16 protein-coding genes and 1 tRNA gene are annotated in these 18,611 nt (G+C 61.4%); 14 read left to right on the forward strand and 3 right to left on the reverse strand.

The features are described 5' to 3' along the window. The first annotated feature begins 4 nt into the window (after positions 1-4). From RL_RS08480 to RL_RS08505, 6 genes are all read left to right on the forward strand, one after another. Positions 5-646: a ubiquinol-cytochrome C chaperone family protein gene (locus RL_RS08480; protein ID WP_028741423.1), complete on the forward strand. Its 642-nt coding sequence runs from the start codon at positions 5-7 to the stop codon at positions 644-646. Between the two features lie 11 nt (positions 647-657). Next, positions 658-1,212 (forward strand): YceD family protein, encoded by a 555-nt coding sequence (locus tag RL_RS08485; RefSeq protein WP_011651315.1) that lies wholly within the window; start codon positions 658-660, stop codon positions 1,210-1,212. Positions 1,213-1,310: 98 nt separating this feature from the next. Then, positions 1,311-2,357, forward strand: coding sequence for a phosphate acyltransferase PlsX (gene plsX / locus RL_RS08490; RefSeq protein ID WP_011651316.1), 1,047 nt, complete (start codon positions 1,311-1,313; stop codon positions 2,355-2,357). Positions 2,358-2,377: 20 nt separating this feature from the next. Next, positions 2,378-3,349 carry a beta-ketoacyl-ACP synthase III gene (locus tag RL_RS08495; protein ID WP_011651317.1) on the forward strand — a complete coding sequence of 324 codons (972 nt, stop codon included), beginning with the start codon at positions 2,378-2,380 and terminating at the stop codon, positions 3,347-3,349. Between the two features lie 108 nt (positions 3,350-3,457). Further along, positions 3,458-3,796: an integration host factor subunit alpha gene (locus tag RL_RS08500; RefSeq protein WP_003547228.1), complete on the forward strand. Its 339-nt coding sequence runs from the start codon at positions 3,458-3,460 to the stop codon at positions 3,794-3,796. Positions 3,797-3,947: 151 nt separating this feature from the next. Beyond that, entirely contained in the window at positions 3,948-4,487 is a 540-nt protein-coding gene (locus tag RL_RS08505; RefSeq protein ID WP_028741422.1) for a MerR family transcriptional regulator, read from the forward strand. Between the two features lie 9 nt (positions 4,488-4,496). Here RL_RS08505 and RL_RS08510 read toward each other — a convergent pair whose 3' ends face one another. Continuing rightward, positions 4,497-4,844 (reverse strand): response regulator, encoded by a 348-nt coding sequence (locus RL_RS08510; RefSeq protein ID WP_011651319.1) that lies wholly within the window; start codon positions 4,842-4,844, stop codon positions 4,497-4,499. A 377-nt stretch (positions 4,845-5,221) separates the two neighbouring features. Between RL_RS08510 and RL_RS08515 the strand changes: the two genes are divergently transcribed. Beyond that, the gene (locus RL_RS08515; protein WP_011651320.1) at positions 5,222-6,868 is read left to right on the forward strand and encodes an ATP-binding protein; all 1,647 of its coding nucleotides are present in this window, start codon (positions 5,222-5,224) and stop codon (positions 6,866-6,868) included. A gap of 39 nt (positions 6,869-6,907) precedes the next feature. Here the strand turns inward: RL_RS08515 and RL_RS08520 are convergent, their stop codons facing one another. Continuing rightward, positions 6,908-7,222, reverse strand: coding sequence for a DUF1236 domain-containing protein (locus tag RL_RS08520; protein ID WP_011651321.1), 315 nt, complete (start codon positions 7,220-7,222; stop codon positions 6,908-6,910). A gap of 325 nt (positions 7,223-7,547) precedes the next feature. On the opposite strand from RL_RS08520, the gene bcsN reads away from it, so the two are divergent. The 7 genes from bcsN to RL_RS08555 all read left to right on the forward strand — a co-directional run bounded on the left by bcsN (position 7,548) and on the right by RL_RS08555 (position 17,710). Further along, positions 7,548-8,528 (forward strand): cellulose biosynthesis protein BcsN, encoded by a 981-nt coding sequence (gene bcsN / locus RL_RS08525; RefSeq protein ID WP_041936243.1) that lies wholly within the window; start codon positions 7,548-7,550, stop codon positions 8,526-8,528. Positions 8,529-8,699: 171 nt separating this feature from the next. After that, positions 8,700-10,892, forward strand: a complete 2,193-nt coding sequence (bcsA, locus tag RL_RS08530; protein ID WP_032992619.1) for a UDP-forming cellulose synthase catalytic subunit — start codon at positions 8,700-8,702, stop codon at positions 10,890-10,892. Beyond that, the gene (locus RL_RS08535) at positions 10,889-13,351 is read left to right on the forward strand and encodes a cellulose biosynthesis cyclic di-GMP-binding regulatory protein BcsB (RefSeq protein WP_011651324.1); all 2,463 of its coding nucleotides are present in this window, start codon (positions 10,889-10,891) and stop codon (positions 13,349-13,351) included. Before bcsA ends, RL_RS08535 begins: the two co-directional genes overlap by 4 nt. Continuing rightward, positions 13,348-14,394, forward strand: coding sequence for a glycosyl hydrolase family 8 (locus RL_RS08540; protein WP_011651325.1), 1,047 nt, complete (start codon positions 13,348-13,350; stop codon positions 14,392-14,394). Before RL_RS08535 ends, RL_RS08540 begins: the two co-directional genes overlap by 4 nt. Next, on the forward strand, positions 14,391-16,751 hold the full coding sequence (locus RL_RS08545) for a cellulose synthase (RefSeq protein ID WP_041936244.1): 2,361 nt from the start codon (positions 14,391-14,393) through the stop codon (positions 16,749-16,751). The genes RL_RS08540 and RL_RS08545 overlap by 4 nt, the downstream gene beginning before the upstream one ends. Before the next feature lie 115 nt (positions 16,752-16,866). Continuing rightward, entirely contained in the window at positions 16,867-17,535 is a 669-nt protein-coding gene (locus RL_RS08550) for an HAD family hydrolase (protein WP_011651327.1), read from the forward strand. A gap of 98 nt (positions 17,536-17,633) precedes the next feature. Beyond that, positions 17,634-17,710: transfer RNA gene (locus tag RL_RS08555), tRNA-Pro, on the forward strand. Positions 17,711-17,898: 188 nt separating this feature from the next. Here the strand turns inward: RL_RS08555 and RL_RS08560 are convergent. Continuing rightward, positions 17,899-18,531, reverse strand: coding sequence for a class I SAM-dependent methyltransferase (locus RL_RS08560; RefSeq protein ID WP_003547253.1), 633 nt, complete (start codon positions 18,529-18,531; stop codon positions 17,899-17,901). Positions 18,532-18,611: the final 80 nt, after the last annotated feature.

The following is an 18,611-nucleotide window of genomic DNA, read 5'->3' on the forward strand; positions in this document are numbered from 1 at the left end:
GGCCATGATCGGCATTGCAATTCGCGCCTGCTTCGGTAAACCAGCTTTCGAAATCATGCAACAAGGCCATACGCCAGCCGGCATGAAGAATGAGGCATTTCCGGAAAAAACAATGATCCTCGGGCTCTTCCGCAAGAAAAACAACAATCAGGCGATCGTCGACAGGCAATATGCGGCGTTGGCGGCGGCCGCGCGCATGCCGGAACTCTACGAGCGGCTCAATGTGCCGGATACGGTCATGGGCCGTTTCGAGATGCTGTCGATCGCCATGATTCTGTTTTTTCGCCGCACCCGTGCTTCCGCCACCAGCGGCCAGGAGATCGCCCAGGAGATCGTCGACGCCTTCTTCCAGGATATCGACTATTCGATCCGCGAACTCGGCATCGGCGACAACAGCGTGCCGAAGCGCATGAAAAAGCTCGCCGGCATGTTTTACGGCCGGCTCGAAGCCTATTCGAAGGCGATGGACACAGACGATGCCGAAGCCCTGGCTCTTGCCCTTCAGCGCAATATCTACCCCGAAACCTCGGCGCCGGCCGATATGTCCGGCCTTGCCGGATGGATGATGGCCGCAGAATCGCATCTGTCCGCCGTTGCCGAAGAGGTAATCGCCACCGGTTCGGCAACGCTCCCGCCGGTCAGTTGAAGGAGGAAACGATGCAGAATGATCGGGACGATGTTCCCTTCTCCTATCACGTCAAGGTCGGCCATATCTCGGCCAACCCCGTCGAGGTCCATGTCGAGGCCGACGCCAGCGAACTGAAGGCGCTCGCCAAGACCTGGAACGTCGTTTCCGTCGACGATCTCAGCGCCGATCTGCAGATTGCCCGCTGGAAGCGCGATGGCGTGCGCATCAAGGGCCGCGTGCAGGCGAAGATCGTCCAGTCCTGCGTCGTGACGCTGGAACCGGTCGAATCCGCCATCGATGAGAGCTTCGAGCAGATCTTCGTGCCGGAAGGCTCCAAGCTTGCCCGCCAAGCCGGCAACGACGCCGGCGAGATGCTGCTCGATCCCGACGGTCCTGACCTGCCCGAGAACTTTGTCGGCGATACGATCGACGCCGGCGAGGTGGTTGCCGAATTCGCCGCTCTGGCGATCGATCCCTATCCGCGCAAGCAGGGTATCGAATTCGCCGGCCATGTCGAAGACAGCGGCGAGGACGATAAAAAGCCCTCTGCCTTCGCAGCCCTCAAGGACTGGAAAAAGGACTGAAGCCCCTCTGGCATTTGACACAATTCAGTTGTAAGCGACGCCAAAACCGGTATTTTGGCCGAAATTTCGCCCTCGGCGAAAAGAAGGATCAGGGACGCGTGATCAGAATATCTCTCGACCTCATGGGTGGCGACTTTGGTCCCCAGGTTGTCATCCCCGGCGCCGCCAAGGCGTTGGATCGGCATCCGGATATTTCCTTCGTTCTCTATGGTCTCAAGGAACAGTGCGATCCGGTTCTCGCCAAGTTTCCGAAACTCAGGGAAAAATCGATCTTTCACGACTGCGAGCTTGCCGTCGCCATGGATGAGAAGCCGAGCCAGGCGCTGCGCCGTGGCCGTTACATCTCCACCATGTGGCGCTCGATCGCGGCGGTGAAGACGGGTGACGCCGATGTCGCGGTGTCGGCCGGCAATACCGGCGCGCTGATGGCGATGGCGAAATTCTGTCTGCGCACCATGGCCAATATCGAGCGTCCGGCGATTGCCGCGATCTGGCCGACGCTGAAGGGTGAGAGCATCGTGCTCGATGTCGGCGCGACGATCGGCGCCGATGCGCAGCAACTGATGGATTTTGCCCTGATGGGTGGCGCCATGGCGCGCGCGCTCTTCGAGGTCGAACGTCCGACGGTCGGCCTTCTCAACGTCGGCGTCGAGGAGATGAAGGGCCAGGAGGAGGTCAAGGAGGCCGGCCGGCTGTTGCGCGAGGCGAACATCGATTCGCTCGAATATTCCGGCTTCGTCGAGGGCAACGACCTTGGCAAGGGCACGGTCGACGTCGTCGTCACCGAAGGATTTTCCGGCAACATCGCGCTCAAGACCGCCGAAGGCACCGCCAAGCAGATCGGCGAATATCTGCGTGCCGCCATGTCGCGCACGCTGCTCGCCCGCATCGGCTACCTCTTCGCCAAAAGCGCCTTCGACATGCTTCGCGAGAAGCTCGATCCGAGCAAGGTCAATGGCGGCGTGTTTCTCGGCCTGAACGGCATCGTCATCAAAAGCCATGGCGGGGCGAATGCCGAAGGCATCGCAGCCGCCATCGAGGTCGGCTACGACATGGCCAAGAACGGCCTCAATCAGAAAATAGAAAACGATCTTAAGAAATATCATGCCAAGCGGCTGCCCCCGATGGGCCCGGAAGCGGCATGAGCGATGGGGTTCAATCAAAGATGATCCGTTCAGTGGTTCGCGGGTTCGGAGCCGCACTTCCGAAGCGCGTGATGACCAATCGTGACATGGAGGCCATCGTCGACACATCAGACGAATGGATCGTCCAGCGCACCGGCATCCGCCAGCGTTATGTCGCCGGCGATGACGAAACGACGGCGTCACTCGGCGAGGCCGCCGCACGCGCAGCCCTTGCCAATGGCGGCCTGACGCCTGCCGATATCGATCTCGTCATCTGTGCCACCTCGACGCCGGATAACACCTTTCCGGCAACGTCGGTCAACATCCAGAACCGCCTCGGCATGAGCCACGGCTTCGCCTTCGACGTCCAGGCCGTATGCACCGGTTTCGTCTATGCGGTGACGACTGCCGATGCCTATATCCGCGGCGGGCTTGCCAAGCGCGTTCTCGTCATCGGCGCTGAAACTTTTTCGCGCATTCTCGACTGGAACGACCGCACCACCTGCGTGCTTTTCGGCGACGGCGCCGGCGCGATCATACTCGAAGCGACAGAAGGCGAGGGTACCGTTGCCGATCGCGGCGTGCTGACCGCACATCTGCGTTCCGACGGCTCGCACAAGGAAAAGCTTTATGTTGACGGCGGACCGTCGACGACGGGCACTGTCGGCAAGCTGCGCATGGAAGGCCGCGAGGTCTTCAAATATGCCGTCGGCATGATCACCGACGTCATCCAGGCGGCTTTCGATTCAACCGGCACCACCGCCGATGACCTCGACTGGCTGGTGCCACATCAAGCTAATCGCCGCATCATCGACGGGTCGGCGAAGAAGCTGAACATCGATGCCGCGAAGGTCGTCATCACCGTCGACCTGCACGGCAATACATCGGCTGCCTCGATCCCGTTGGCGCTTGCGACCGCTGCCGGCGACGGCCGCATCAAGAAGGGCGACCTGGTGATGCTCGAAGCAATGGGTGGCGGCTTTACCTGGGGTGCGGTTCTGCTGCGCTGGTAGGTAGGCACAAATCCTAAAAAACTGGCGGCGAACAAGAGCTTGACCGTAAGGCGCAAGACAAATACTCTTCGTGCGATTTCACAAAATATTTGTATGGGCGGGGAAACCATGACCGGAAAAACAGTGACGCGAGCAGACCTGGCGGAATCCGTTTTCCGAAAGGTTGGGCTTTCCCGGACCGAATCTGCCGAACTTGTGGAAACCGTCATCGACGAGATCTGCAACGCCATCGTGCGTGGCGAAACCGTCAAGCTTTCCTCCTTCGCCACCTTCCAGGTACGCGACAAGAACGAGCGGATCGGTCGCAACCCGAAGACCGGCGAAGAGGTTCCGATTTCCCCCCGCCGGGTCATGACCTTCAAGGCGTCGAACGTGTTGAAGACACGCATCCTCAAATCGCATGTCGCTCGCAAGATCAAGCTGAAGCCGCTGAATCCGGCTCCCTGATAATCGGCTTCCCGTTTCGGAAACGGCTTTTTTTCTCTCTCGCGCTCTCCATCCTTGTGCGCAACGTCAAGACATGACTTGAATTGTCGGCGCCAAACCGTTGAAATATGATGAGTCGCCGTAGGATCGAGCCGCGAGGTCGCGTAGCAGTATGACGTTGGACAAGAGCCCCGATGCCTTTCGCACCATCAGCGAAGTTGCAGACGATCTTGATCTGCCGCAGCATGTGCTGCGCTTCTGGGAGACGCGTTTTCCCCAGATAAAGCCGATGAAGCGCGGCGGCGGCCGTCGCTACTATCGGCCGGAGGATGTCGACCTCCTCAAGGGGATCCGGCATTTGCTCTATGATCATGGCTATACGATCAAGGGTGTGCAGAAGCTTCTGAAGACCAACGGCAACAAGTTCGTCATATCGATCGGTCATGGCGATCTCGCCAGCGTCGAGGCGCTTGCGTCAGGCGTGCAGGACATGGGGGCCGGGGAACCGCGCGTCGGCATGGCCGATGAAGACCAGATCGTCGGCCGCGCCAAGCCGCCGATCACCCGCCGGTTCTTCAATTTTGTCGCCGGAGACGACGAGCAGGAAGTCTCGATCGGCAAATCGAGCGTCGGCAAGGAAGACAGGGCGTTGCTGCAGGAGGCGCTCTACGACCTCCTGGAATGCAAGCGTCTGCTCGATCAGGTGCGCTGAATAGGAAAGTCAGGCTTCGGTAAGCCGCTTCATCGCCTGTTCGAGTTCGCTGAGCTGGAAGGGTTTTTGCAGCACGGGCAGCGTGCTTGGGCTGCTGCCATCAGGTGCGGTACCGTATCCCGTCGCATAGAGATAGGGTTTTCCGCGTTCGTCGAGCAGCTTTGCGACCGGCAGCGAACTCTGCCCGGCAAGCGAGACATCGAGAATTGCCGCGTCGAACTCCGTATCCCTGGCGGCCGTCAGCGCCCGTTCCAGATCGGGCGCGCTGGCGCAGACCCGGTAGCCCAGATCGGCGAGCATGTCCTCGAGCAGCATGGCAATCAGCGCGTCGTCTTCGACGATGAATATGTCTTTCATGATCCCGTTCACCCATTGCCCCTTGCTAAAGCATGTCGCGCAAAAGTGTGCCGCGGTTTTGCGATAGCGACATGCATAAAAACAAAGACCTAAAGCGCAAGGAGCGAATCTGAAAGATTGCGACACGCTTTAGGCATGGAGGTTTATGTGGACTGCTTGCACGGCTCGTCAAGACGTCATAGCCGGCAGTGCGAGAAACAGCATATTGCCGGTTGAAATTCGATGTGCAAAAGCTGGAATGCCGTCTCCGCAACGGCTCCCGCATAATTCCTTAAATCTGAATCGATTTATGGACAAAATTATGCAGAAATTCAATGTGTTACAGCGTCTTTTGCGGCTCTCGAAAAGACGCGCGGCGCTGTAAGAAGGGGTGTCGAATGGATTTGCTGAGTGCCACGGATTGGCTGCGTCACAGGCCGGGTTATACATATCCGCTGGCCATTGCCTTTGTTGGCCTGACGTTTCTTCTGAGGCTTGCCGCCAGCGACACTCTCTCCGGATTTCCCTTCCTGAGCTTCCTGCCGGCGATATTGCTCGCGAGTTTCATAGGTGGCGCCGGGCCGGGCTTTGTCGCGACCTTGGTTGCCGGTTTCATTGTCCAGCAGTTTTTTGTCGAGCCGCACAATGTTTTCTGGCCGGCCAGCGCCGGCCAATGGGTCGGCCTTTCCACCTATCTCATCAATGCCATGATCATCGTCGGCCTGATGGAGATGATCATCATCGCCCATGGCAGGCAGAGCCGCCTTCGCAACGAGCTCAACAGCTTCAACACGCGCCTCGAACAGACAGTGGTGCAGCGCACTGCCGAGCTCAGGCACGAGATGGAAGAGAATGCTGCCGCTCAGGCGCAGGTCCGCCAGTTGCAAAAGATGGAAACGATCGGCCAGCTGACCGGCGGTGTCGCCCACGATTTCAACAACATGCTGGCAATCATCATCGGCAATCTCGATCTCGCCCAGCGGCGCCTGACCGGCAACGAGGATCCCCGCCTTTTATACTCCATCCAGAACGCCAGAGATGGCGCGCAGAGGGCGGCGGTGCTGACTGCGCGTCTTCTCGCTTTCTCGCGCCAACAGCCGCTCGCCCCGGAGGTGATCGACCTCAACAAGCTGGTCGGCGGCATGTCGGAGCTGCTGCGGCGCACGCTCGGCGAGCACATCCGGATCGAGACCGTGCTTGCCGGTGGCCTCTGGCCGAGCTTTGCCGATTTGAGCCAGCTCGAGAATGCCATCCTGAACCTTGCCGTCAATGCTCGCGATGCCATGCCAGGCGGCGGAAATCTGACGATCGAGACCGCCAATACCGAACTCGACGAGCGATATTCGCGCATGCATTCGGAGGTCGAGGCAGGCCAATATGTGATGATCAGCATCACCGACACCGGCACCGGCATGTCGCCGGAGGTGATCGAACGCGCCTTCGACCCGTTCTACACGACCAAGGGACCCGGCAAAGGTACAGGTCTCGGCCTCAGCCAGGTCTATGGCTACATCAAGCAGAGCGGCGGCCACATCAAGATCTATTCAGAGATCGACAGGGGCACGACGTTGAAGATCTATCTTCCCCGTCATGTCGGTACGGCGGATGCCCGGTTGAACGTCGTTGGCGCCCAGCCGCTTCCTCACGGCAGCGTCAAAGACACGATTCTGGTGGTGGAGGACGATGAGAACGTCCGCACCATGACTGCCGAAAGCCTGCATGAACTCGGTTACACCGTGTTGCAGGCGGCTAGTGGCATGGAGGCGCTTATGCTTCTGGACCAGAATGCGGCAGTCGACCTGATCTTCACTGATATCGTCATGCCGCAGATGAGCGGACGCCAGCTTGCCGATATCGTCCAGGAAAAATGGCCGGCGATCCGGATCCTCTATACGACCGGCTACACCCGCAATGCCATCGTCCACAACGGTGTGCTCGATCACGGCGTTTCCCTGCTTGCCAAGCCCTTCAGCCTGGAGCAGCTCGCCCACAAGATCCGCGAACTTCTGAATGTACCGGCGAGGATGGAAGATGAGAGGACGTGAAGCCGAAATACGGCCGCACGTCCACAGTTCAAGATCGGGTTATTCCAGGACCTGGATTATGCGATGCGTCTTCGGCTCGACGATCACGCGTCGCTCATTGACGACCGTATAGCCGTAGCCGTCGATATCAGGCACGGTATGCACCTCGACGGTATCGGGCAGCGTCGCGCCGACAGCGATATCGCCATCATAGACGACGGAAGGTGTGTTTTGCTCCATCACATAGGTGCGCACCTCGCCGGGCAATACGACGGAGCCGGTCGGTGCGGGATCTGTGACGATGACGGTGCTCTGCGCGAAGGCGGCAGAGCTGATGGTCAGAATGGCGGCCGCAGCCAGCATGGTCTTGCGCATGGGATTTCTCCTTTTCCTACCTGAGACATCAAGGCAACGCTGGCCATGCGGCATAGTTCCCCGCGGGCTTTTCGCGACAGCAGTAACAGCCGCAATGAGAGAATTTAAGGTGTTACTAAATTAATTTTTGTATCATACGGTTGATCTGTCTGAGCAGCGTTCGAAAAGAGTCCAGATGGTGATGTTAGAGCTCGCTTGTTTACTTTTCGCTAACCATGTTGGACGTTTATTCTGAACGGACGACCAACCGGTCGTTGATTCGACGATCCGTCGCGTTTCGGCTTGCGAATGGATCTCTAGAAAGACGATTGCGGCGGCTCGAGACATGCGCTTGCGGAAGACGATATTGTTGGTGGCCGTGGCGGGCATGATGGCCGGCTGCACATCGACAGGCGGTGTGCGCCAGCCTTCCGCGCCGGAAACCGTAGCCCCTGAAAAGGCGCTGGTCCTGCCGCCGCCGGGCGGCCCATCGATCGTCAGCGTTGTCGAGCGCAAGCGTGGCAACGGCGTCGAGCAGACGATTTCGCTGTTTACCTCATCCTCCGTGCCCGGTCAGAATTCCCTGAAGGTCCAGTTCTTCGGCGGTTCCGGAGCCAATCCCGGCGCCGGCAATGCCGGCTTCAGCGTGATCAACGAGAGCGGCATTGCCCGCGAGGTGGCCCGTTCGGCCCCGGGCGTGCCGATGGCGAGCTCGGCGACCTTCCTGCAGAACGCCTATGGCCCCTTCGGCTATGCCTCCGGCCGCAGCCGTGCCGGCGACACCTGCCTCTATGCCTGGCAGCAGATCCGCTCGAGCACCAACGCCAATACCCAGGCGCGTAATTTCGGCATGATCCAGCTGCGCCTGCGCCTTTGCGATGCGAGAGCGAGCGAGCGCCAGCTGCTTGGCATCGTCTATGGCTACACCGTCACCGGCACCTTCGACGGCGAGATCTGGAACCCTTACGGCAATCCGCCGCCCGCCGATGCTGCACTCGGGCGCACCGGCGTGCCGATCTACCCCGACGAGGGCGGTTACCGCGCCAGCCCGATGCCGATCGGCTACGAGCCGGCGCCTGCCATTGTCACCCGGCCGCGGGCAGCTGCCGTTCGCAGCGCCTCGACCGCGCAACCGGCTCAAGGTGTGGCAGCGGTGCCGGCACCCATCGGCCCGCGCGTGCCGCTGCCGGGCGAGGCGCCACAGACGAGCGCAAGGCCGGCTGCGGCCGCTGCGCCAATCGAACAATCGGTAAGGGCGATCGGCGTCACCGTGCCTTCGCCGGACTGCATAGGCGACGCGGCCATGACGGCCGCCTGCCGGAGATAGAGCATGATGCCGAAAAGTGTGAGCGGTTTTCGGACGACATCATGCTCTAACTCTTTAATTTAGAACAGGATTCAGATTTTAGGCCGACCCGGCCTAAAATCATCCTGTTCTAGTGAGCATGCCCGCGGGCGCCAGATGGTGCCCCGGTTGAGCAATTTCGAAGGAACGTCGATGCGCAAAGCCCGCAGTGTCATCATATGGGCCGTGGTTTCGCTCTGCATGATCGTGCTGATCACGCTGCCGGTTAACCTGCAGACCCAGCTCATCACCAGCATCACGGTCGTGACTGTGATGGCGCTGATTAAGATTCTGAAGGGCGAGGGGACCTGGCGCCTGGTGGCGCTCGCCTTCGGCACGTCGATCGTGCTGCGCTATGTCTACTGGCGCACCACCAATACGCTACCGCCCCTGAACCAGCCTGAGAATTTCATTCCCGGCCTGCTGCTCTATCTTGCCGAAATGTATAGCGTCGCAATGCTGGCGCTCAGCCTGTTCATCGTCGCCACACCGTTGCCGTCGCGCCCCTCGCGTGCCGCCAATCCCGGGCGCCTTCCTCATGTCGACGTCTTCGTGCCATCCTACAACGAGGATGCAGGCCTGCTGGGAAACACGCTGGCCGCCGCCAAGGCCATGGATTATCCGGCCGAGAAGCTGCATGTTTGGCTGCTCGACGACGGCGGCACCTTGCAGAAGCGCAATTCCGGCAAGCTGCTCGAAGCCCAGGCGGCGGCTGCCCGCCATATCGAGCTGAAGCAACTCTGCGACGATCTCGATGTCCACTACCTCACGCGCGACCGCAACGAGCACGCCAAGGCCGGCAATCTCAACAACGGCATGAAACATTCGACCGGCGAACTCATCGCCGTCTTCGATGCCGACCACGCGCCGGCCCGCGATTTCCTGCTGGAGACCGTCGGTTACTTCGAAGACGATCCGAAGCTCTTCCTCGTCCAGACGCCGCACTTCTTCATCAATCCCGATCCGCTGGAGCGCAACCTGCGCACCTTCGACAAGATGCCGAGCGAGAACGAGATGTTCTACGGCATCATCCAGCGCGGCCTCGACAAATGGAACGCTGCCTTCTTCTGCGGCTCGGCCGCAGTTTTGAGCCGCAAGGCGCTTGAATCGCAGAATGGCTTCAGCGGCATCAGCATCACCGAGGATTGCGAGACGGCGCTGGCGCTCCACGGCAGCGGCTGGAACAGCATCTATGTCGACAAGCCGCTGATCGCCGGCCTGCAGCCAGCCACTTTCGCCAGCTTCATTGGCCAGCGCAGCCGCTGGGCCCAGGGCATGATGCAGATTCTGCGCTTCCGCTTTCCGCTTCTGAAACGCGGCCTGACGATCCCGCAGCGCTTTTGCTACATGTCCTCCACGCTTTTCTGGCTTTTCCCGTTCCCGCGCACGATCTTCCTGTTTGCGCCGCTCTTCTACCTGTTCTTCGATCTGGAAATCTTCACCGCCTCGGGCGGCGAGTTCCTCGCCTATACGCTTGCCTATATGCTCGTGAATCTGATGATGCAGAACTATCTCTACGGGTCGTTCCGCTGGCCCTGGATTTCCGAGCTCTACGAATATGTCCAGACCGTACATCTGCTACCGGCTGTCGTCTCCGTCATGCTCAATCCGAGGAAGCCGACCTTCAAGGTCACCGCCAAGGACGAATCGATCGCCGTCAGCCGTCTGTCGGAAATCAGCCGTCCGTTCTTCGTCATCTTTGCAGTGCAGATCGTCGCGCTCATCATCACCATCTACAAGATCTATGCAGAGCCCTATAAGGCCGACGTCACGCTTGTCGTCGGCGGATGGAACGTCATCAACCTGATTATGGCCGGCTGCGCGCTGGGCGTCGTGTCGGAGCGCGGCGAGCGCGCCTTGTCCCGCCGCGTCCGCGTCAACCGGCGCTGCGAATTCGGCGTCAACGGCAAGTGGTACGCGGCCTCGATCGAGGACGTTTCCGTCCACGGTGCGAGGCTTCACATCTTCAACAAGCAGCTCGACGAGATGCTGGTTGGCGCACTCGGAGAGATCCGCTTCCGGCCCTATAGCGGCGCGGAACTGGAAACTCTGCCGCTCATCGTCCGCAACATCGAGCCGTCGGGCGACATCAGCAATGTCGGCTGCCAGTACGTGCCGAAAAGCGCGCTCGACCATCGCCTGATCGCCGACCTGATGTTTGCCAATTCCGATCAGTGGACAGAGTTCCAGGCCTCGCGCCGTCGCAATCCGGGCTTGATCCGCGGCACCATCTGGTTCCTCGGCCTGTCGCTCTACCAGACGAGCCGCGGCCTCATTTACTTCTTCCGCAGCATGCGGCCGGAGCGGGAAGCCCAGCAGAAGGCGGCAAAGGTCAACGCCGGATGAGAAAGATCGTCGCTGCCTCGCTTCTCCTGCTGAATGCCTCCGCCTTCGCCCAGGCGCAGACGGCGCCCTTCGACATGTCCGGCGAGCGGCCGCCCGGGGCATCCGTTACCCCGAGATTGACGCCACCCACGCCGCCGACAACCCCTGTGCCGGTTCCCGTCACGCCTCCGGTTTCCGTCAGACCTGCACCTGCAGCTCCAGCTGCTCCTGCTCCCGCACCTGTTCCTCCGACGATCACCGTCCAGCCGCAACCGGCGCCGCCCGCGCTCCAGCCAGCCGCGGCGGCAAATACCGCTGCGCCGCCCCGCTCCGGCGATGTCCGTCGCTATGTCGTGCCCTTTTCGAAACTTGGTCTCGGCGGCGAATACGATCGCCGGTCATGGTCGGTCTATCTGACGCCGGAACAGGCGGCGGCCAAGGCAAGCTTCACCTTCGCCTACCAGAATGCGATCGTCGTCGCGCCTGAGGCCTCGGCGCTGACTGTCTATCTCAACAACCGCCCGATCGGCCAGCAGCGTGTCGGCTCGCCGGATGGCCCGTCGGCCATCACCTTCGAGGTTCCGTCCGGTTTGCTGCAGCCTGGCGCCAATCTTGTCACCTTTGAAGCCAACCAGCGCCACCGCACCGATTGCAGCATCCAGTCCACTTATGAACTGTGGTCGAACATTGATCCGGCCGGAACCTATCTAAGCTTTGCCGGCAGCGATGCCGCCCAGCTGTCGAGCGCCGATGCAATCCGCGCCATCGGCGTTGACGGCGCTGGCAAGACCGAGTTCGACATCGTTGTCCCGGCGCTAGAGCAGCCGGGAACCACCAAGCCGCTGTTGCGACTGGCGCAGGGCCTGTCGGTGCTGAGCAGCATGCCGAACCAGATCTTCGCCTTCAGTACCACCTCGCTTCCCGCCGCCGGGCCTGGCAAGCTCAGCGTGCTGGTCGGTACCGCAGCGGAATTGCGGCCGCTCTTTCCCGGCCTGCCGCCCGGTGCCGAAAGCGCGGCATTCGCCGCTTTCGCCACCGATCCGCGCAGCGGCTCGCCGGTGCTTCTGATCAGCGGCCCCTCCTGGCAGGCGGTCTCCTCGGCGATCGATACCATCGTCTCGCCGACAGACCGGCCCTCGGATATCCGCCGCGACGTGTTGACCACCGAGCGCTGGAGCGCGCCGAACGCGCCGCTGGTCTTTTCCGATACGAACATCGCCCTGTCTCAGATCGGCGTGAAGACCACCGAATTCTCCGGGCGGCGGTTGCGGACCAGCTTCAATATTGCCGTGCCGGCCGATTTTTATGCCAATGCCTATGGCGAAGCGAAGGTGCTGCTCGACGCCGCCTATACCGATAACGTGATGCCCGGCAGCCACATCGATATCTACGTCAACGACAACATCGCCTCCACCGTGCCGATCACCACGACATCAGGCGGCATTCTCCGTCATCTGCCGATCCGCGTGACGATGCGGCACTTCAAGCCCGGTCTCAATTCGGTGGCGATCGAGGCGATCCTGATGACCAAGGATGATGCGGCTTGCGCGCCGGGCGCGACCGCCGGCGCGACCCCGCGCTTTGCCCTGTTCGATACGTCCGAACTGCAGATTCCGGATTTCGCCCGTGTCGGTCAGCGTCCGAATCTGGCGGCAATGGCCGGTACCGCCTATCCCTATGGTCGGGCCACGGAGCCGACGCCGCTCTTCATCGATCGCGTCGATGCCGATACGCTTTCAGCCGCCGCCACGCTGCTCGGCCAGATGGCGATCACCGCCGGCCATCCGATCGACGTCGAAACCGTCGCCTCGCCGAATACGATCGGCGATCGCGACGCCATCTTCATCGGCTCCGTCTCGCAGATGCCGGCAACCGCGTTGACGCAGACCAATATCGCCACGGCGAGCCAGGCCTCGTGGCGTCCCGTGGCCGATACGCAGGCGGGCGTCGTCGATACCGGTACGGCTTTCGAGGAGTGGAATTCCAAGGTCAGCGGCGGTGTCTTGCGCAACAGGATCACTGCCTTCCGCGAGTGGGTGTCGCGTAATTTCGATATCTCCCGCAGTTCGCTGCAATTCGTGCCCGGCGCGGAGCAGGTTTTCACGCCGTCAAATGTCGACACGATCTTGGTTGCTCAGGGCCCCAGCCCTGCGGGAGCCGCTGCATGGACGGTGGTGACGGCGCCGTCGGCGAAGGACCTGCGCGAAGGGCTGGAGGTTCTGACCGCGCAGCTGAACTGGCCACAGATATCAGGCCACATCACCACCTATTCGAGCAAGACAGGCAAGATCGAGACCGTGCCTGTCACCCGTTTCGATTTTGTGCCGTCCACACCCTGGTCGATCTCCAATTACCGCCTGATCGCCGCCAACTGGCTGTCGACGAATATCCTCTCCTATGCCTCCCTGCTGGTCGTCTTCGTGCTGTTGATCGGGGTCACCACGTCAAGCATGCTCAGAAGACTGGGTCGGTCGAAATGAGGCGGTGGCGCGCACTCCTGTTGGCGGCATCGGTCGCGCTCGCTCCCGGGGGAGCGCCCGCCGTTGCGCAGCAGGCGATGATCAATGCCGGCGCATGGTCGGCCTACAAGGCGAAGTTTCTCGATGCGACCGGCCGTATCATCGATAACGGCAACGGCAATATCAGCCACAGCGAAGGGCAGGGCTATGGCATGCTGCTCGCCTATCTCGCAGCCAGCCCTGCCGACTTCGAGCAGATCTGGTATTTTACGCGCACGGAGCTGCTGCTGCGCAACGATGGCCTGGCTGTCTGGAAGTGGGATCCGAACGTCAAGCCGCATGTCACCGACACCAACAATGCCTCGGATGGCGACATGCTGATCGCCTATGCGCTGGCGCTCGCCGGCACGGCGTGGAAACGCAACGACTATATCCTCGCCGCCTCCCGCATGGCGCAGGCGCTGCTTGCCGAAACCGTTGTGCACGCGTCCGGCCACACACTCCTGTTGCCGGGGAGTGAGGGTTTTGCCGCTACCGACCGTGAGGACGGTCCTGTCGTCAACCCGTCCTACTGGATTTACGAGGCGATTCCGGTGATGGGGGCGCTCGCGCCGTCGGATGCCTGGCAAAAACTGTCGGACGATGGCCTAACGCTGTTGAAAACGATGCAGTTCGGCCCGCGCAAACTTCCCGCCGAATGGGTGAGTCTCAACGGCCAGCCGCAGCCGGCCGAAGGTTTCGATGCGGAATTTGCCTATAATGCCATCCGCATTCCGCTCTATCTCGTTCGTGGCGGCGTCACCGACAAGGCGCTGCTGACCCATCTGCGCGAGGGGATGTCGCAAGACGGCGTTCCCGCCACCATCGATCTGACCACCGGCCGGCCGAAGACCGTGTTGCCGGATCCCGGTTATAGAATTGTTAACGATGTTGTGGCCTGTGTAGTCGATGGGACCAAGCTGCCGGGCTCGGCCCTGCAATTTGCGCCCGCACTCTATTATCCGTCCACGCTTCAGCTGCTGGGGCTGGCCTATATTGGGGAGAAGCATCCGGAGTGTCTGTGAAGTCTTCTCTCGTGGCGATTTCAGCGGCAATCGTGGTGGCGACCCTCGTCACCGGGCTGAAAGATCGTGCCGCTCTGCAGGAAAAATTCGGCCTCGCGTCTGCCGGCAAGCCGGCGCCGGAGCTGATGATGATGGGCCGCATCAAGCCGACGGATGGTACTGCCGGCAATCCCGAATTCAATGCGGAACTCGTCGCCGAGAAGATAGAGGCGATCACTTCCCCGCCGCCAGCACCGGACACGTCCGAGCCGGATGCCGCCGCATCGCAGCCTGCTGCACCTCAGACGGCTGCTCCGCCGGCTCAGACGGTCGCCCAGCCGGCACCAGTCACACCCCCCATCGTTTCCGAGCCGCCGGCACCACAGCAGGCGGCCGCGGCGCCGCAGCCTGCCGTCGATGAAAGTGCACTTCGTTATTTCGCCAGCCGCGGCGACAAGGTGCGCCTGCAGGCCGAAATCTCCCGCCTTCAGGCGCTCTACCCCAACTGGGTTCCCCCGGCCGATCCGCTCGCCGTGCCGCAGAATGGCGACAAGCAGCTCGAGGCCATGTGGCAGCTCTACTCGGATGGCCGCTATGCGGAGCTGCGCAAGGCCGTCGCCGACCGCCAGGCAGCCGATGCCGGATGGCAGCCGCCGGCCGATCTGCTCGACCGGCTCGACGTCGCCGAGGGCCGTGCCCGCCTCGTCAATGCTTCGGACCTCAAGCAATATGCGACTGTGGTCGATATCGCTGCTGCAACACCGAGCCTGCTAACCTGCAGCGAGATCGACGTTCTCTGGCGCGTCGCCGAAGCCTTCATCCAGACGGAGAGGGCGCAGCGCGGCCAGGACGCCTACACCTATATCCTGAAGAACTGTACCAATCCGGCCGAGCGGCAGGCGACGGTCGAGAAGGCTTCGACGCTGCTTGCCTACCAGCCGATGCAGGCGCTGCTCGCGCTGGAGAGGCCTGCCGCAGACGGCAGCAAGGAATTCGATGCGATCCGCGATAACCTCGCCCGACGCTTCATGGCCGAGGGCGATGACGAACCGAATCTCGCCATCGCGCCCGATTATATTGCCCGCCTCGAAAAACTCGCCGAGACGCAGGGGCTTGCCTCTGATGCGCTGCTGCTCGGCTGGTACCAGCTTCGCCGCAACAATGATGCCGATGCAGAGAAATGGTTCCGCGCCGCCCGAGCCAAGCAAGATTCGGCGGCCGCTTCGCAGGGGCTGGCGCTGGCGCTGATCGCCCGCAAGGCGCCTGAGGAAGCCGAGGACGTGATGTTCCGCTGGCGCGCCGATTCTGACGATGCGACATCGACCTATCTCGCCGCTACCGCCAACCTGATGGCGTTGCAGCCGCCGGCCGATCTGGCCGAAGACGTGCTGCACCGCATCGCTGGCGAGGTCATCGCCCGGAAATATGTGCCGACGGCGCAGCAATTCGGCTGGTATGCCCGCTCCCTCAACCAGTTCCAGACCGCGGCGCGCTGGTTCGAGACGGCGCTTGCCTGGAAACCCGATGACGAACCATCCGCCTATGGCCTTGTCATCACCCGCGAGCAACTGAGCGACCGCAAGGGCGTGCTCGACCTCCAGCGCGCCTGGGCCGGCCGGTCGAGCCGGATCACCAATCTCGAAGACACGTCCTCCTTGATGCCGAATGCCGTCACGCCGCCGCCGGCGAAGGGGACGCTTGCCGCACAGCAACCGGCTCAGCCGACGCAGCACCCCCCGGCCGAGCCGCTTCCGGCCGAGCGCCGCGTGATCCTGCAGCCGGGGTCGGAAGTGGTCGTTCGCGCGGCAAGACCATCTATGGAGACAGTGAACGTCCCACGCGGTCCGCGTCAGACGCGCGGCTGCTCGACGACCATCGATGCGGGGCAGCTTAAGCCGGCCGACGCGCTGTCGCGCGGCTGGTGCCTGATGGATATCAACCGGCCGATGGAGGCGATCTCGGCCTTCGAGTCGGCATTGCAAAGCCCGTCCCGAAAGGTCCGTGAAGATGCAGCCTACGGCCAGAGCCTTGCCTATCTGCGCGCCGGCCTCTCTGGCAATGCCGCCGTCGCGGCCACCAAGGCGCCGCAGAACCGCCAGCGCGCCGCCGAGCTTCAGGTGGCGATCCTCGCCGACCGTGCGCTTTCGGCCTTCGACGCCGGGCGTTATCGCGAAACCCTCATCTATCTCGATCAGCGCGCCCAGCTGCAGCAGGAACGCATCGACCTGATGGTCCTGCGTGGCTACTGCTACCTCAATCTGAAAATGTACGGCGATGCGACCCGCATCTTCGAGGCCGCTGCCGCGACCGGCAGCCGTGATGCTGCGCGCGGTCTGGCCGACGTTAGAAACGTCACGCATCCCGACGTCAACGACTGACGTTGACGCCGCCGCCGCTCTCCGTTACTCGCCTGCGTAGCTTCAAAATGCTCCAGCGTCCTTTGCGCGTCTTCAAAGACGAGCGGCGCGCTGTGGACCCCGCAAGGAAACGCTCGTGCCCGCTCTCCATGATATCCTCGACAGGTCCTACGACGCTTTCCTTTTCGACATGGACGGAACGCTGCTGAATTCCATTGCCGTCGTCGAACGCGTCTGGAGCGAATGGGCAAGACGTCACGGCTTCGAGCCGGAAGTCTTCCTGAAGACGATCCATGGCATCCGCGCCTCCGACGTTATCCGCGGGCTCGGACTGCCCGGCGTCGATCCGGCCCATGAGGCGGATCTGCTGCTCGCCGAGGAGATGGAGGATGTCTCCGGCATCGTCGAGATCCCCGGCGCCGTCCGCTTCCTCTCCGCTATCGCTGAGGGCAGATGGGCAATCGTCACCTCGGCGCCGATCGAGCTCGCCAGGCGCCGCATGGCCGCCGCCGGCATCCCGATGCCGAAGGTCATCGTCAGCGGCCAAGAGGTCAAATCAGGCAAGCCCAGCCCCGAAGGTTATCTACTCGGTGCAAGCCGCCTCGGCGTCGACCCGAAAAAATGCCTCGTCTTCGAAGATGCCGTCGCCGGCATTCTCGCCGGCGAAGCTGCCGGCGCGGGCGTCACCGTCATCACCGAAACCCACGCCACGCCCTTCGAAACACCGCATTTTTCGATCGCCAACTACCAGGCATGGCAGCCCCGCCAGACCGCCGAAGGCCGGCTGAAGCTCGCGGCGATCTGACCAATCGCGCAAACCGCCTCCTTTTTGTTGAAGGCAAGGTTTTTCCGCTTGCATTGCACGCGCTGAAAAACTAAACGAAGCAAGCCGTTTCGGCAGGTCGGGGCGTAGCGCAGCCCGGTAGCGCACTTGACTGGGGGTCAAGGGGTCGCTGGTTCGAGTCCAGTCGCCCCGACCATTTATCCCCTTGAAATCCCAGTCAAAATGTTAGTTTTCGTCGTTCCGCTAGCGACGGAAAACGGAACGAGGCATTGGCAGAAATGCTAAAACGGGAGCCGAACGTCCCGAACAAAAATGTCATTTGTTCATGGTGCAGGCGAGCTATAGCGCCGCCATTGCAAAGGGTGGTAGATCCTTCGACCGCCTTTAGTGCGGTTTCTGAGCGATCGCGATCATCGATTTCGCCAGCAGCGGAATCCTCCCGACATATTCGAAGTCGACGTCTTCGAAGCCTGTTTCGACGAGCAGCGTGCTGAGCGTTTCGGGAGACCAGAATTTGATATGGCCATGGTCTTTCAGAGGCATAAAGTGGTCGTCCATTTTTCCGCTCACGGCCAGAGCCAGATTTTTCCAGTAGCCGTGAAAAGGCGTCGATACGACCGCGATACCGCCAGGCTTCACCAAGTCGTAAATGGTCGTCGAGAAGGCCTTGGGATCATAGACATGTTCCACCACTTCAAGGCTGATCACCGCATCGAAGGTCCCATACCGGCTGGAAAGATCTTCGTAACCGGAACCGATTTCCAGTGGAAGATCGGGGTGGGCCGTTCTCGCTTTGGCGATGCCGTCCTTCGAGGGATCGACGCCGACGACGTCATACCCTTTTTCCGCAAGCACGGCGGCAGCACCGCCGGTGCCGCAACCGAGGTCGAAGACTGCCGTTTCTTTTGCCTCCTGGAAACTGTTCTCGAGAACATCGACAACGGCCGGCAGAATATAGGAATGGGCGGTCGCCGGTTTGGCGTGTATATAGGTAGTAGCGTCCAGTTCGATAGACATTTTACCTCCTGAAAACCTGAAGAAGTGAGCCGCCAATGGTACGGCGGACTTTGACGGGAGTGTGGTGTCGTTGTGGTATT

It is taken from the genome of Rhizobium johnstonii 3841 (assembly GCF_000009265.1).
GTDB classification, from domain to species: domain Bacteria; phylum Pseudomonadota; class Alphaproteobacteria; order Rhizobiales; family Rhizobiaceae; genus Rhizobium; species Rhizobium acaciae.

Excerpts from the sequence above, each read along its gene's own strand:
- bcsN (WP_041936243.1), top strand. The coding sequence starts at position 7,548 with ATGCGCTTGCGGAAGACGATATTGTTGGTGGCCGTGGCGGGCATGATG.
- RL_RS08485 (WP_011651315.1), top strand. The coding sequence starts at position 658 with ATGCAGAATGATCGGGACGATGTTCCCTTCTCCTATCACGTCAAGGTC.
- RL_RS08520 (WP_011651321.1), bottom strand. The coding sequence starts at position 7,222 with ATGCGCAAGACCATGCTGGCTGCGGCCGCCATTCTGACCATCAGCTCT.
- RL_RS08540 (WP_011651325.1), top strand. The coding sequence starts at position 13,348 with ATGAGGCGGTGGCGCGCACTCCTGTTGGCGGCATCGGTCGCGCTCGCT.
- RL_RS08535 (WP_011651324.1), top strand. The coding sequence starts at position 10,889 with ATGAGAAAGATCGTCGCTGCCTCGCTTCTCCTGCTGAATGCCTCCGCC.
- RL_RS08515 (WP_011651320.1), top strand. The coding sequence starts at position 5,222 with ATGGATTTGCTGAGTGCCACGGATTGGCTGCGTCACAGGCCGGGTTAT.
- RL_RS08560 (WP_003547253.1), bottom strand. The coding sequence starts at position 18,531 with ATGTCTATCGAACTGGACGCTACTACCTATATACACGCCAAACCGGCG.
- RL_RS08500 (WP_003547228.1), top strand. The coding sequence starts at position 3,458 with ATGACCGGAAAAACAGTGACGCGAGCAGACCTGGCGGAATCCGTTTTC.
- RL_RS08505 (WP_028741422.1), top strand. The coding sequence starts at position 3,948 with ATGACGTTGGACAAGAGCCCCGATGCCTTTCGCACCATCAGCGAAGTT.
- RL_RS08510 (WP_011651319.1), bottom strand. The coding sequence starts at position 4,844 with ATGAAAGACATATTCATCGTCGAAGACGACGCGCTGATTGCCATGCTG.
- bcsA (WP_032992619.1), top strand. The coding sequence starts at position 8,700 with ATGCGCAAAGCCCGCAGTGTCATCATATGGGCCGTGGTTTCGCTCTGC.
- RL_RS08480 (WP_028741423.1), top strand. The coding sequence starts at position 5 with ATGATCGGCATTGCAATTCGCGCCTGCTTCGGTAAACCAGCTTTCGAA.
- RL_RS08495 (WP_011651317.1), top strand. The coding sequence starts at position 2,378 with ATGATCCGTTCAGTGGTTCGCGGGTTCGGAGCCGCACTTCCGAAGCGC.